13 protein-coding genes are annotated in these 15,056 nt (G+C 43.6%); all 13 read left to right on the top strand.

The genetic code is table 11. The features are described from left to right. Positions 1-9 precede the first annotated feature (9 nt). The 13 genes from K8Q91_01705 (at position 10) to K8Q91_01765 (ending at position 15,031) form a co-directional block, all read left to right on the top strand. Complete coding sequence (locus K8Q91_01705; GenBank protein MCE9628688.1) at positions 10-1,212, top strand: hypothetical protein; 1,203 nt, start codon at positions 10-12, stop codon at positions 1,210-1,212. Between the two features lie 86 nt (positions 1,213-1,298). Continuing rightward, on the top strand, positions 1,299-1,928 hold the full coding sequence (locus tag K8Q91_01710; GenBank protein ID MCE9628689.1) for a hypothetical protein: 630 nt from the start codon (positions 1,299-1,301) through the stop codon (positions 1,926-1,928). Positions 1,929-1,931: 3 nt separating this feature from the next. After that, on the top strand, positions 1,932-3,833 hold the full coding sequence (locus tag K8Q91_01715; GenBank protein MCE9628690.1) for a hypothetical protein: 1,902 nt from the start codon (positions 1,932-1,934) through the stop codon (positions 3,831-3,833). A gap of 40 nt (positions 3,834-3,873) precedes the next feature. Further along, on the top strand, positions 3,874-4,647 hold the full coding sequence (locus tag K8Q91_01720) for a hypothetical protein (protein MCE9628691.1): 774 nt from the start codon (positions 3,874-3,876) through the stop codon (positions 4,645-4,647). Positions 4,648-4,661: 14 nt separating this feature from the next. Then, positions 4,662-6,743 (top strand): hypothetical protein, encoded by a 2,082-nt coding sequence (locus tag K8Q91_01725; GenBank protein MCE9628692.1) that lies wholly within the window; start codon positions 4,662-4,664, stop codon positions 6,741-6,743. Positions 6,744-6,749: 6 nt separating this feature from the next. After that, complete coding sequence (locus tag K8Q91_01730) at positions 6,750-8,339, top strand: LysM peptidoglycan-binding domain-containing protein (protein MCE9628693.1); 1,590 nt, start codon at positions 6,750-6,752, stop codon at positions 8,337-8,339. 3 nt (positions 8,340-8,342) lie between these two features. After that, positions 8,343-10,643: a hypothetical protein gene (locus tag K8Q91_01735; protein MCE9628694.1), complete on the top strand. Its 2,301-nt coding sequence runs from the start codon at positions 8,343-8,345 to the stop codon at positions 10,641-10,643. Positions 10,644-10,688: 45 nt separating this feature from the next. Next, positions 10,689-10,970 (top strand): hypothetical protein, encoded by a 282-nt coding sequence (locus K8Q91_01740; protein ID MCE9628695.1) that lies wholly within the window; start codon positions 10,689-10,691, stop codon positions 10,968-10,970. Between the two features lie 3 nt (positions 10,971-10,973). Continuing rightward, entirely contained in the window at positions 10,974-11,579 is a 606-nt protein-coding gene (locus K8Q91_01745) for an N-acetylmuramoyl-L-alanine amidase (GenBank protein MCE9628696.1), read from the top strand. 93 nt (positions 11,580-11,672) lie between these two features. Then, complete coding sequence (locus K8Q91_01750; protein MCE9628697.1) at positions 11,673-11,852, top strand: hypothetical protein; 180 nt, start codon at positions 11,673-11,675, stop codon at positions 11,850-11,852. Between the two features lie 137 nt (positions 11,853-11,989). Next, positions 11,990-13,054, top strand: coding sequence for a Fic family protein (locus tag K8Q91_01755; protein ID MCE9628698.1), 1,065 nt, complete (start codon positions 11,990-11,992; stop codon positions 13,052-13,054). Then, positions 13,054-13,941 carry a DNA cytosine methyltransferase gene (locus K8Q91_01760; GenBank protein MCE9628699.1) on the top strand — a complete coding sequence of 296 codons (888 nt, stop codon included), beginning with the start codon at positions 13,054-13,056 and terminating at the stop codon, positions 13,939-13,941. Before K8Q91_01755 ends, K8Q91_01760 begins: the two co-directional genes overlap by 1 nt. Then, positions 13,928-15,031, top strand: a complete 1,104-nt coding sequence (locus tag K8Q91_01765) for an HpaII family restriction endonuclease (GenBank protein MCE9628700.1) — start codon at positions 13,928-13,930, stop codon at positions 15,029-15,031. The genes K8Q91_01760 and K8Q91_01765 overlap by 14 nt, the downstream gene beginning before the upstream one ends. Positions 15,032-15,056 lie beyond the last annotated feature (25 nt).

Consider the following 15,056-nt stretch of genomic DNA (forward strand, 5'->3'; position numbering starts at 1 on the left):
TATCCAACCATGTTAGCAGTATTCAAAGAACAGTTCGATAACGCTTATCAAGCGGTATTCGACAAAGTGCTCGTGGCAATGGAGATTGCCAACACGCGCCTCGAGAAGAAACTCGAGTACGGAGCATCCGTAAAACGTGTGAAGTATTCTCTCGCACCGATTCGTGTGCGTAATATCACGATAGGTGTAAACCGAACCATTGACTCGCTCAATGACTCCGGTGAGACCCTCTTGGTCAATAAGAACAAGGGTGCAGACTTCCGAGTCTCGAAGAAAGAAATGATTCAGGCAGGCCCACTGAATCCGGCAGAGACTATCGGTGCAGAGGTAGCAAAGAAGCTCTCTCGTTACATCGATGCCGACGTGTTCGCTCAGGTAAAGAATGCCCTTCAGACATTCGATACCGGAGACTTGACCACGATGAGTTCGAACGGAACGGCCATCGTACTTTCTACTACGAATATCCCTCAGCTTCTAGCTCAGGGTCGTGCGAAGCTCAGAAAGGCGAATCAAGACCTTACGAGTCTTGCCTTGGTTCTCGACAGCTACGGAGGCTCGATTATCGAGCAGTACGTGATGTCAAAGAACATCGACCTTGCTGCAGCAGCGTTCAAGAATGGTTACGCCGGTCCTGTGGGTGGCGCCGAGTTGTACCTTTCCGAGAACCTTCTCGCAGAAGCGATTATCACAATGGCTGCAAACCCTTCAAACGGACAGACATTCTCGATCAATGGCTTCATTTACACCTTCGTAACTTCAATCGGCGCTACGCCAGGTAATGTCTTGATTGAAGCTGGTGTCGATGCGACCCGAGATAACCTGATTGATGCGATTCATCAGGCGACCGGTACTGCCGGATCGAAGTACATCGCATGGACTGATGTTGATCCTGGATACGATCAGTCCAACTGGGTCGACTTGCAGCTTGCTGCAGTCGATAACGATGGTGCGGACACCATCACCATTACCGGAACTGGTTCAGGTCGACTTGTATTCGGCGGAAACGCTACGTACACAGTCACCAAGAACCTCGTACACGCTTACTACGGTAAGAAGGGTGCGATCGACGTGGTTATTCAAGACCTCGCCGAGATGGAAATGGTTGATGACCCATACCAGCGTGCAAAGATCATCCGAGCGGACGCTATCTACGGCATCTTCACGTTTGCCGATGGAAAGCCTCAGTTCCTCGACGTTCTTCTCCAGTCGTAAATGCTGCACTGACCCGAGCGAAAGTTCGGGCTCAGTGTCAGGCGCAGGGGCTAATCCCTGCCTCTGGCACTGAGAAATAAACAATTATGGCAACACCACTTACCGGACAACAAATTATTGAAAGATTCGAGTTGTATACCGATGATACGACTGATCTCTCGAGTGATGAGGAGCTTATTCTTGCGAATGACAAGCTTCGTTTGGTCTACATGGAACAGCCTTGGGAATTTTTGCGTAGGAAAAAGAGCGGTGTTGTTGAAAATGATGGAAAGATCACACTCCCAACAGATTTTGATGAGCTTATGGAGAATTTCAGTGATGACCCAACTATTGGAGAACCATTAATGAAAGTTGTTTACGTGGGAGGTCAAAAATCTCCTTACCTCGTAGTGCCAATGGGTCAGAGAAATGCAAATAATTTCAGCAATGTATGTTGGATTGATCCATCAGATGGAAAAATAAACTTTTCTCAGAATCCAGGTACTGGTGCAGCTTACGAATTCGACTATAAGACTAGCCCTGATGATATTGCTGTCGGCACATCTCCTAAATTACCTGCCGAGTATCATCCAATGATCATATTCGCAATGCTTATCGATGAAGATATTATCAAAAAATCAGAAAAAGCACGTAGCAACATGCAGGACAATTCAGTGCAGTATCAGCGATACATGAAGAACCTAAAACTGCGAGATGCTCGCTTTAAACTTTCATAATTTATGGCAGACCATGAGATCAAAAAATTTGGATCAGGAGTACACAATCGTGAAGACAATGAAGATACGCCGAAAGACAGTGCGAAGGATTCTTTAAACTGGCTCACAATTGATGGACGTATCGAACTTGCTCGTGGGAAGGTCACAGTAGGTCCCGAGGGTCCGGCAGGAACGTGTCCCGCAATTCATGTCGGTTACAAAGCAAATGGTACAGGTGTTCTTTGGAGAAAAGTAGCGACAGCAATTCAATATTTCACTGGCTTGGTGTGGATTGATGTAGTTACTGGACTCAATCCGAATGATATCTACGTTTTTACAAACTATAGCTCGCTCACCGGAGCATGGACGTTTGCTGGTGGTCCTGGGGGACTTTTCAAGTTTGCCAATGCAAATCCAACAAGCTACATCCAACTCTACACGACAACAGATTTTTTCTGCGGATTTCCGCTGATTGATAAAGCTCGAATGTACCTATGGGGTATTGCCAAAGATACAACTGCACTTTATCGAAGTTATATCGATGTTCAACGTGATGGCACAAGCTTTACTCAAATTTCAAATGAGAATGCTGCGAGCGGAAACGGATCACAAACAGTATTCTCAGGAACACTTTTATTCAAATCTGGTCAACCAAAACGAAACTGTGGACTTGTAACTATTAAGTGTACCGATGGCGGTGGGGAAATATTCACTGATGACAAAAACGGAAACCTGAAGGGAAGTGCTGGTGGTATCGGAACTATAAATTACATTACAGGTGTATGGGGTGTGACCTTTGTCACTGTGCCCTCAGCATCAGCAAACAATATCAAAGCTGATTATGTCTGGGAAAACAGTACAGCAAAAGGTGTAGCAGATTTTACATACAGCGCATCACGTCTTGCAGGTGAGGGCGATGTGATCCGACAAGATGAAGGAGGTGATGCAATCCAACAACTCGTGATCGGTATTGATGGAAACTATTACTCACTCAAAAAGCAAAGTGCGTATCAGCACAAATATACTGATGACGATAAGACTTTTAATAACCAAGTAGTTCGAAGAAATATCGGAGTCCTTACTCGAAAGAGCTCAGTCACTACTGGTCGAGGTGTTGTCTTTATAAACACAGCCAATCCGGATAGACCACAGCTCACAGTCCTTGAAAAGAACCCTCTTGGTGATGACATTCTCGCAACCGAACTCATTCCACATTTTGCATGGGAGAAATTTGATTACTCAGATGCAGTCATGGAAACCTACGGGCAATTTATTGTTCTTTCATGCAGAGCACAGTCGAGCATCGTAAACGATCGCACGCTTATTATTGACATAGTAAAAAATACTGTCGACATTTCAAATTATGGAATGAAAGCTCTCATTAAAGACTCCGGAGTGTTGTATGGCGGAAGTCCGCACACTCAGACGGTTTATAAAATTCTAAACGGATTCGATGATGACGGCTATGTGATTCAAAATAATTGGGATAGCAAATACGAAACATATGGAGTCCGAAGACTCAAAAAATATCGACGCTTGCGATACCGAGGCGAGATTGACCCCGCTCAATATGTGGAAGTATACGCAGACTTTGATGGAGCCGGATATTCCCTTATTGGGACAATCCGAGGCGATGGAACTTATGTAAATCGTACAAGTCCCTCTAGTGTCGGTACGACCATGATTGGAGATTCGGCCGTTGGAGGTGATGGGTCAGCTCAGGTGTATCCATATGAGCTTCAGATCAAGGCAATGAAGATTCCGAAGTTCCGAAGGCGCAGCATCCGCTTTATAGCCAAAGGTATCGGCTACGTAAGCGTGATGGAATCGGTCGATTGGGACATTCTGACCTATGAGGACAAATTACCGAAGGTTTATAGGCAAAAAGAGCATGTAAGTCTCGATGGCAAAAGCGTGAACCAGTAATGCACGCAATTTTGCATTTTTTCACATTCATACTTCTAACATGGCATCCAAACTCACTAAAGTAGTCGCAAATTTTGAAACTTCCCTTGCCACGAAGCTTGCTAATGGTGCTGTAGCAGGAGCTCTTACGAGCATCACTGACAAGAACAGTGTAGCTCTGCCGGCAGGCAAATACTGCATGATTGTCGACCGAGGAACTGGCGATGAAGAACATCTTTTATTCGATCTCTCCGGCACATCCATAAGCAATATCTTTAGTGTATCGAGACAAGGAGTCCAGACTGCCGGAGTACAGAATTTGAATGGACATCGTGCAGGCTCGAAATGCTACCTGACTGATTTCGTAAACCTGAAAGTCATTGTCGACATTTTGAATGGTGACGACTCTCTCGATTCAACAAAACCAATTAAGTACGATGCCGACCCAACTTTCAATGATTCAAAACAAGTTGTTTCAAAAGGATATGTAGACACTAATCTTGCTGGTAAAGCATCAACAAATGGAAACAATACTTTCTCCGGTAACAATAATTTTATTAATTCTCCAAATATTCCGAATGCTGTAAGCGCATCACAGCCAGTAACACTGTCTCAGCTCATGGCCGCTGCGCTTAGTGGTATTCAAGCAGGACTTGAGTATGTGGATGTCGCAATAAATGCAGACGGAAGTGTGAGATCGCTTCATGACAACGTGAATGGCAAAACATTCGTGTTCGAGTATGACGACAACCGACTACTCCGAAGTATCTACGACGGAGCGAAGAAGTGGTCTATTCGGGATGTCGGAGAGAGGATCGCAAGCATTATTCATTAATTTAATTTTTTATCATGATTAATTTACAAGTAGATCGAAGACTGGATAGGACGACGAGCGTAAAGGGACTAAATATTGCTCCGGTTACTAAATTCGCTGAATGGAGCAGACAGGGAATGGTCCAGTGGCCAGCAGTCAAAGCTCAAGGGAAGCTCACCATCCAAAACCAGCCATCGCCAGGAGAAACCATTACCATCGGCACAAAGACTTACTCTTTTGTAGCTAGTCTTGTCACCAACACTGACGGACAGATTGTGATCGGTGGAAGCGTTGCGGCAACTCGAGCAAATATTCTAGCTGCAATCAATCTCTCCGGACTTCCAGGAAGTCAGTACGCATCGGCAACCTCTCTCAATGGTGATGTGGAGGCAACTGCCATCATCGGCAATGATGTTATTTTCACTTCAAAAGTTGGTGGTACTGCTGGTAACTCAATTGCTACAACATCAACTCTTATAGCTCCGAACGCATTTGATGCGGCAACTCTCGGAACATACCGAGCCGGTGCAGCTGCAAGCGATGCAGACTCGATCATTGTCCCTGGATATCGTGGCTGTTTTAACAACTATGTGAACAACCAATATAATCCTCGAGAAAATTTCTACATTGGTCGGTCATCATGGGACGGCGATCAAGACCGAGGATTCGGTATTCAAGAAGAACTGATCCGAGAATGTCCTGATCATGATTTTCTGATTGCTGCAGGAGCTACTCGTAAGATGTATTCTCCCAATTTCCTTGAGAGAAGAATCAAGACCGTTCGATCTCTGACCCTATATACAAAACTTCGTGATATGGAGGCACAGACTCTTTCATCACCCTTTGCAAAAACTACAAGTAATCGTGTCTTTAAAACGATTGAACTCGACTCTACCCGATTCATTACTTTTTATCGGCAGCAGGCAGGTACAACTGGTATCTATGCCGTGGTTGGAAATACAAATGCGAACGGAACCATCACATGGGGCGCGCCACTCATCATGTACACAGTCGACTGGTACAACGAAAACTTCGATGCGTGCCTCATCAACACTGACAAGGTTCTTATTGCACTTCCAGTTGGTGGATCAAACTACATCAATACCGCAGTCGTGACTATTTCAGGTACGGGTATCGCTCTCAACACACCGGTCCAGATTGTGGCGGTAGCACCAAGCTATAAACAGCTCGTAAAAGTTGGAACTGACAAAGCAATCCTAGCTTTCGAAAACGGGTCTGCCATCAATCTTTACTGTGTTTCAGTATCGGGAACAGTGCCGTCATACGGAACTCTTGCGAGCATAGCTTCGACCTCAAAACCACTTCTTGCAGCAAATGGCACTGACAAATGCCAGCTGGCATACATCGGAAGCGGTGGATGGTATTCGGCCGTCGTCACAACTTCAGGAAGCACAATCACTGTTCAGGCAGGTCTCCAAATCAGCTACGACACTAACTACTCTTACCGATATAACCTGCTCTACCAAATTACGACAGACACGTTCATGTTTTGGAGTCATTGGGGACAGATTCTATATCAGGGTCGTGATCGATATCGAGCTGGTCTCATCACCGTTTCGGGTACAAACACCACTCTTGCAAATAGCAACTATCTGCCTGCTGGATGGTGGGGAGATCGCATGTTCTATGTAAAACCAATTGATGCCACGAGCTTCTACATGTACGGCTATGAAAGTAATCGTCTGACTGGTGCAAAAGTTACGCTCTCTGGAACCACACTTACTTTCCCACAGATGACATACAAAAGCTTCGGTTGGAATGAGAATCAGGGCGACCAGCAAATTTACAAGTACCAAATCTACAACACCTTTCCTGAAATCGGCGACCCAGTGAACTGTAATGGAAACATGTTCTTTATTTGCACTGACAACAATGCGAATGGAGCAATATCCATATTCAGTGATAAAGCATTCAGTTTTGACCTATACAACGGCGATGACCTTGTCGGTACATACACAAAAACCGATCTCGGATTCATGCAAAAAATAAATGTTGACCTTCCAATCTACAAAGAGGAGTTCGGCATAAAAATAAAAAGCAATGACAGCGTTGCTCGAACTGTTCAGGTGGATCACCTGTACTTGTTAATCGATTAAAAATAAATGAATTCTTACACGATACAATACGGCGATACTCTGAGCGGAATCGCATCAAAGACCGGTAAGAGCATCCAAGAACTGATGCGTCTTAATCCGTCTATTACTGATCCCAACAAAATATATGCTGGGCGTACTTTGTCGTTAGGAACATCAGCACCAGCTCCCGCACCAGCACCGACTCCTGCAGCAAAACAAACCATCGCTCAAGTAGCAAAGGTATCGGTTCCATCATATGTCGAAGACCCGACCACTACACAGATTGGAAATAGTTATAAAAGCACAGCTACATCGCAGATAAATGAGGAAGCCATCAGAGCAGCAACGAGGTCCCGTATTCAAGGTCAAATTGATGCTATAAATGCCGCCGTTCAAGATCAGATTATAAACTTCAGAAATACGACAGGAAAGAATCGCCAAGGGCAAAGTTATGCTCTTGCTGCTGCCGGTGGTCGAATCGGTAGTGCAACTGGTGAGTCAGAATTTCAAACCACTGAAGATTACAATAATCGTGAGGAGCAGACTTATCGTGATGAGGCAAATCTTAAAGTTTCTCAATTGTTTGGTCAGGCAAACAGAGATGCTGATACTGAAATCAAAGCAAGAAAAGAGTCGATTCAGCAGGGAATCGATAAATATTTTGAATTTTTGGATAACCAAGGGAAACGAAAGCGTGACCAAGTGTCGGCATTCGTCAAAAACATGCTTGCACTCGGCGTTGATCCGACATCCCTTAGTGACTCTGACTTTCAGAAGCTTCAGGATCAATATGGATTCACTAAGGATCAGCTCTCAACTCTATATAACGATGCCAAAGCAGAAAAAGATCAGACAGCAATCACGACTGAGAAAGCCAAGGTTGATCTCGATAAAGCTAAGAATGATGCAAACCAATTCAGCCTCAATGAAGGTGATGCTCGTTATGTTTATGATCCAGAAACTGGTACTGCAAAACTTATTGCAGCTCGAGCAAAGACTTATGCACCCAAGGGTGATGGCTCTGACTCTCCTGGCTCTACTCTCGGATACGATGATCCAAATTACACACTGGATTCAATTCGTAAATCAAAAGGCGGAAGATTCCTTACTCAGGGTGAACTCAAACCTATTACGGATATTCAAACAATTGTTGGTCAGACCGAGGCACTTTCAACTCTTATTGGAAGTGTTGATACTGGTCCAATTGTTGGAATCGTAAAAAGTGCAAATCCATACGATACAAAAGCTCAGCTTATGAAAGCAGAGATCACAGCTATCGTGCCTAAACTTGCTCGAGGTGTGTACGGAGAAGTAGGTGTGCTCACTGATGCTGATATCGAGAATTATTCTCGCACTATCGCAAGCCTCAAGAATACTGCGGACGTAAACAAAGCAGTGATGGCAATGACACTTGAGATTGCAACTCGATCTCTCGCAAATCAATTGAACTCTCTATCGGCCGGTGGGAGGGATGTCTCTAAATTTGAATCAATCTACACAGGTCTTAATGCAAAAGCTTCTTCAATCAAATCTCAACTCGGTGTCGGACAAGCTCCGGCAGCAGAATCTGCAGCTTTCACAAGTAAGAGCGGAAAGACCTATAACCTTCCAAATTAATTTATGCTCACACGATTACAAATACAAGATAATATCGATGCGTTAGAAGAACAGGGCGCAAGTCATGACGAGATTCAGGAATGGCTCGATAGTTTACCTAAGCAATCTTCTCAAGCATCGGCTGAAGCTCCGAAGAAAGAGGGAATTTTTAAAAAGATAGGTAAAGCTGTCATTTCAAGTGAGCTTAAATTCGGAAAAAGCATTGCTGATGCGATGCCATCTTTCGTGCCAGGAAGTGCTGCATGGACGAATAAACAAAACGAACAAATTATGGCAAATCAACATGCCATGATGGAAAATCTTCTTGTTCAAAGAAAGAAACTCAAAGCAGAAGGCAAAGATACTTCACGAATCGATGCTGCAATCCAAGATATGCAGGAACAGATGAGTAAACCTGCAATTGATATCAACGAGACGAATGCTTCGGTAAATAAAACTGCAAAGCAGGTATTTGGTGAAGGTCTTGGTGTGGCTGCAGATATTCTTTCGGCTGGATCATACGGCAAAGCTGCTCAAGGCGCACAGAGCGGTAAGTTACTTATCGCAGGAAAAGCCTCAGGCAAGGTCGCAACTGTGCTCGGTAAAGCCGGTATCGGAAGCACAGTCTCTCCTGCAGCCGGAGCACTTCCAAGCATCATCGGTGGAGGTACAAAAGCCCAAGCAGCTCTCAAAGGTGCATGGCAGGGTGCAAAACAAGGTTTTACCTCTGGTGCTGTTTGGGGCACTGCTCAAGGTGCTACTCGAGCGATGCAGGATAACAAAAGCAATGTCGACATCGCCTCAGATGCTATTACTGGTGGCGTGGTCGGAGGTGTGGCGGGTGGAACTGTTGGTGCAATTGTCGGAGGCACAAGCGGATACATCAATCGTCGACGAGAGATTAATCGAATGCTCAAACCTTCAATGACACCGGATGAGACGATGAACTCTCTCCATAAAGAAATTGCGACTCATGCCGACGAAACATCATTTAAAACTTCTATCGAGAAAGGCGACCTTACTATTGATCAGGTGTATCAAAAGAATGGTGCTCTTAATCCTGAACTTGCGAAAGGAAGGATAGACGACATCGCAGCAAATCTTGACCTTAAGGTCCCAGGAGCAGGAGAGAAATACAAAACTCTCATTGATCCAAACAATACGAGCTTCGATGAACTCATTTCAAAAGCTGATGATGTGATCGACGAGAGCAGGAAGATTCCTGCTGAGGCAATCAAGTACACAGTGAATGCTGAGGGTAAGAAAGTTGTCGATACAAAAGCAAATGAAGCTCTTAAAGCGGGTATTGCAGATCAAGATATTGCTTTCATTAAAAATGCTTCTAAAGATGATAAGAAAATATTCGAAAAAGCTATGAAGGTTGCTGAGCAAGCATCAAAAGATAAAACTTATGCGCGTCAGCCAGTTGAGCAGGCAGGTAGGGTAATTATCGATCAAGCAAATACTGTAGAAAATGCTCGTATGACAGTCGGGTCTGAGCTTGGCGTAGTCAGGTCGAAGCTTGCGGCTGTACCAGTGAATGTTACTGATACTGCACAAAACTTTTATGACGATCTATCTGATGCCGGTATCACGATCGGCAATGATGGTCTCGATTTCTCAAAATCAAAATATGCGAATGTACCAAAGATTCAGAAATTAATTGAAAGTGTTCACCAACGATTAGTGAGCGCAGGGGATACACCGAACGTAAAAACTGTAGATATGATTCGACAGCAGCTTGGTACTGAAGTTGATCTCGGAACTCTTGAAGGGAATCTCGATAAAAGTGCAAAAAGAATTCTTCAAAAGGTTTACGGAGGCCTCGGAGAAAATATCACTTACATTGATCCAAAGTATGCAGAGCTCTCTGACCAATATTCAAAACTTTCAAGTGCAATGGATTACTTCCAACGAGCACTCGGAAAAGATTTTGATGCAACAAATATTAATTCTTCACTGAAAGCAGGCGAAGTCGGCCGACGAATGCTTGGCAACGCTGCATCACGTCCATTAGCTGTAGTTGAAAATATCCAAGACCTTGCTCGAACATACGGATATAACCCAAATGTTGATTCTCGCAGTCAGATTCTTTTTGCAAGCTTCTTAGAAGATCTCTTTGGTACGACTCAGACACAGAGTCTTCAAAGCCAGATGACAAAGGGTGTAAACGCAGCTGAGGAAGCTACGGGAGCTCTTACTGATGCCGCCACAGGCAATGCCAGCGGTCTTATGTCCAAAGCTCTCCGTAAAGGTATCAATCTGGTCCGAAATATCACCCCAGAACGCCAAATTGAGGCCATACGAGCACTCATTACTCCTTAAAGTAATGCACCATTTTTTGCCAAAAAGCGGATTTAAGCTTATGGCATGGATAAAACAGATGGATTCAAGAAATTTCTTTATAACCAAGTCTCATTGGTGATCGGGATTGTCGGCGTATCTTTTGGAATTTTTAATATGCTCCAAGCTCCCAAGAGCGATATTCAGGTGATTGAGGCTCTCAACAATATCAGAGACAACCACATTCATACGATAGAGGAAAACGTAAAGCGTATAGACGAAACTAACACCCAACAATATCAGGATACAAGCGATCGACTGACAAAAATTGAGACGATTCTTCAGGAACGATTACCATCTAAAAAATAATTTATGAATATTCCATTTCAACAGACTTTAAACTATGCAACTGGTCCTACAAAGAAGATCGTTGTTGTACTTCATTTCACACTAGGAGCATATAGGGGAGCGGTAGAGTGGCTCTCAAATGCCAACAGACCGAATCGATCATCAGCCCATTTTGTTATCGGCCGAAATCAGGGAGAGATCGTGCAGCTTGTAAAAGTAACTGATATTGCATGGCACGCAGGAGGCATAAGCAATCCAAATGATCGAGCAAAAAAGATTATGCTCAAGAATTTGGACGGCTCATATGTGAATCCCAACCAATACACCATTGGTATCGAGCTTGCGGCCGGATATGACGTAGATCAGGACGGATTGGTCGAGCCGAATGAGAATGATGTCACCGAATGGCAGTATCAACAGCTCACTGAGCTTGTGAAGTCTTTCGTAAATAATCCAGAAACTGCATTTATTCTTGATCCGAAGAATATCATCATTCATGGAGATATCGCTGACTACAAAGAAAAGCCTGAGATTGTTCGTACCGAACTTCTCAAGCGATTGTTTCCGGTCCAGCCAGTAAATAAAGAAGCGATCAAGTCTCAAATTATCAGCTTGCTAAACCAACTATGAGATATGTATCACAAATTCTCATAGCGATCGCAGCATTTCTGTTTGCGTATGCGGTCTGGCTCGAGCATGTGCATTAATAATTAAAAAATATTTATGAGTAAAATTTATACATCAGCAAGTAAGATCGTTTTCATTCTCATGGCAGTCGCAGTGATTGTTGGAATGTTTTATGGAAAGGTAGATGCGAAGGATTTCATGATTCTGGCGTCTATGGCTTTCTCATTCTACTTTGCCAACAAAGGGGAGAGTAACGAACCTTTCGCAGGTAAATAAGGGCTTATAGAGCAAAATAGAGCCTAAAAATAGCCCTATATAGGGCTGTTTTTAGTGTATTTATCCACATTGGTGTGGTTGTTGCCTTATCTAATACTATCTGATACAATGTGATACGTACTGAGTATTACATACCTATGGACGAAATAAAGGCAAAATTTAATAAAAGAATTCAAACACCCGAGCCTCATATCGTGGGTCTTTTGGCTGAGATCGATGGTATTCGAGGAGAATTTAAATCGGGTCTTAGAATGACACCACAAGCAATCACTAGTCTCAAGAGATCGGTGCTTGTTACATCTGCCGGAGCTTCTACTCGTATTGAAGGCTCCAAACTTAATGACAAAGAAGTTGAAGAAGTTTTGCAAGGACTCGCTAACTCAAAATTTGCTGAGAGAGATTACCAAGAAGTGCAGGGATATCTTGAAACACTTCAAAATGTTTTCAATAGTTTTGAAAATCTTCCGCTCAGAGAAGGTGTAATTTCGTCATTGCACAAAGAATTGCTCAAATACTCGAGTAAGGATGATCTTCATCGTGGCAAATACAAGCAAAAGGAGAACATCGTAGGTGTTCAGAGGGCAGATGGCACGATTGCAAAAATTGTTTTCGATACAACACCAGCTTGGCTTGCTCCAAAAGAGATGAAAGAGCTTGTTGATTGGACTTTTGAGGCATTGGAAGAAAATCGCTACCATCCGCTTCTAGTAATTGCCAATTTCCTCGTTGATTTTCTCAAAATTCACCCATTTGAAGACGGAAATGGGAGACTTTCACGTGTCCTCACCAATCTTTTGCTTCTTCGATCAGGCTATCAGTTCGTGCAGTATGTCTCCCATGAGCAGATTGTCGAGAGACGAAAAGACGAATACTATCTTGCTCTCAAAAAGTCCCAGGATACTTTTGGCAAGGAAAATGACACTATCGCACCTTGGCTTAATTTCTTCTTGGCGGTCATAAAAGAACAGGCAACCAAGGCTCTTGTTTATCTTCAAGAAGAAAAGTTTGAAGATACCTTGTCACCGAAGCAACTCGAGGTATGGAAGTATCTCTCGGGCAACGGAGAAACTAGCCCAGGTGATATCGCAAAGGCGGCAGGGATCGAAATAACTACAGTACGCAAAGCATTGGGTCGCCTTGTCGAACTTGAAAAGGTGAAAAGAACTGGCCGAGGCCCAGGAACTCGCTATGTCAAAATATAATGAAAAAGAAAACCACTAAAAACAAATATAGATTCATCGACTTATTCGCAGGAATAGGAGGCTTTCACATTGCTTTCAATAAAGCTGGGGGTGAATGTGTATTTGCGAGCGAATGGGATGAGAAGGCTAGGAAAACTTATGAAGCGAATCATAGAAAAACAGACCCAGAGCTTTTTGAATCTGGAAATTTCGCAGGCGACATAACCAAAGTTGATGCAAAGAAAGTTCCAGATCATGAAATTTTAACGGGAGGATTCCCGTGTCAGCCTTTCAGTCATGCGGGTTTCAAGAAAGGATTTACCGACTCTCGAGGGACTCTGTTCCACGATGTTGCAAGAATCATAAAAGAAAAGCAACCGAAAGCTTTCTTTCTTGAGAATGTCAGTCATCTATTCAAACACGATGATGGTAAAACTTTCGCAACTATCAAGAAAATAATCGAGGAAGACCTCGGGTATTCTTTCTATTATAAAATTGTCAAAGGCACTGACTTCAATGTGCCACAGTTCAGACCGAGATTGTTCATGGTTGGATTCAAGGACAAAAAAATTAATTTTGAATTCCCGAAGCCCGTAAAACTGACAAAAACCATGTCGGATATTTGGGGAGGGAAATGTTCCAGAGAAGTGGGATTTACTTTGCGTGTCGGGGGGAGAGGTTCCAAGATAACAGATCGGAGAAATTGGGACTCTTATATAGTGGACGGAAAAGTCCGAAGACTTTCTCCTGTTGAAGGACGAAGAATGATGGGACTTCCTGAAAGCTTTATTTTTCCTGTTACCGACATACAGGCGATGAAGCAGTTGGGGAATGCGGTGGTCGTACCAGCCATTACCGCAGTTGCCAAGCAAATAATAAAAACATTGGACGAACATGAACGAGCATAAAACCATAAAGGGTAATAAGGGCGAATGGAGCGAATTTTACGCATTCATTAAAATACTTGCCGACAGGCAGATTTTTGCAGCGGATGAAAATTTGAAGAAACTCAGCGATAAATTTTTTACGGTCCTCAAAATAATCAGAGAGGAAGCGAAGAACGGAAAGATAACTTACGATCTACAATCCGATGGAAACGAAATAGCGATCTATAACGAGAAAGGAGATAAAATCGGAACCGCCAAATCCGACAATATCAAAAAAGAGGTAGCCGCCATTTTTTCAAAGATGAAAGAGGAAGCTAAGACCGCTGCATTTTCAATATCGGTGGCAGACAGTCTCATTGAAGAATTGGGTTGCACTCAAATCAAGGCTTCAAGCGGTAGCAAAGCCGATTTGATGCTTATGATACACGACAGAATAACCCCGACGACACCCGAGTTGGGATTCAGCATCAAATCAATGTTGGGATCGCCCTCGACTCTCCTTAACGCTTCGGGAGCAACCAATCTCATTTTCTCAGTTCAGGGATATAAAGGAAATATCGAGGAAGTGAACGCGATTGAAGGGAAGTCGAAGATGAGAGATCGAATGAAGCATATCGCCACACACGGAGGAATTGTGAAATTCGAAGGAGTGCACAGTCCGGTATTCAAGAAAAACTTGTCCAAAATCGATACGATTTTCCCCGAGATAATTGCGGAAATAATGAAAGCGTACTATTCGGGCAAGGGTTCGACCATGGAAGAATTGGTGACGGGAATTCTCGAAAACGACGAGTTCAAAACCAAGTATAACCTCGACAGGGGCGATTACGAATACAAAATAAAGAATTTTTTGGTATCGGTGGCGCTGGGCATGACTCCGAAGAAAGAATGGGACGGATTCACCAAAGCTCACGGCGGATACATTGTAGTAAAAGAAGACGGAGAAATCGTTTGCTATCACCTCTACAACAGAGACGAGTTTCAGAACTATCTCTATAAGAACACCAAATTGGAAACGCCGAGTACCACGCGCCACGGATACGGGTCTATTTATAAAGAGGGCGACAATCTGATGATGAAATTAAATTTGCAAATCAGATTCATCAAATAACGACTCGGCAAACTGTCGCCAACAG

The organism is Candidatus Vogelbacteria bacterium, assembly GCA_021414225.1.
GTDB lineage: Bacteria > Patescibacteriota > Minisyncoccia > Phycocordibacterales > XYD1-FULL-46-19 > JAIOOX01.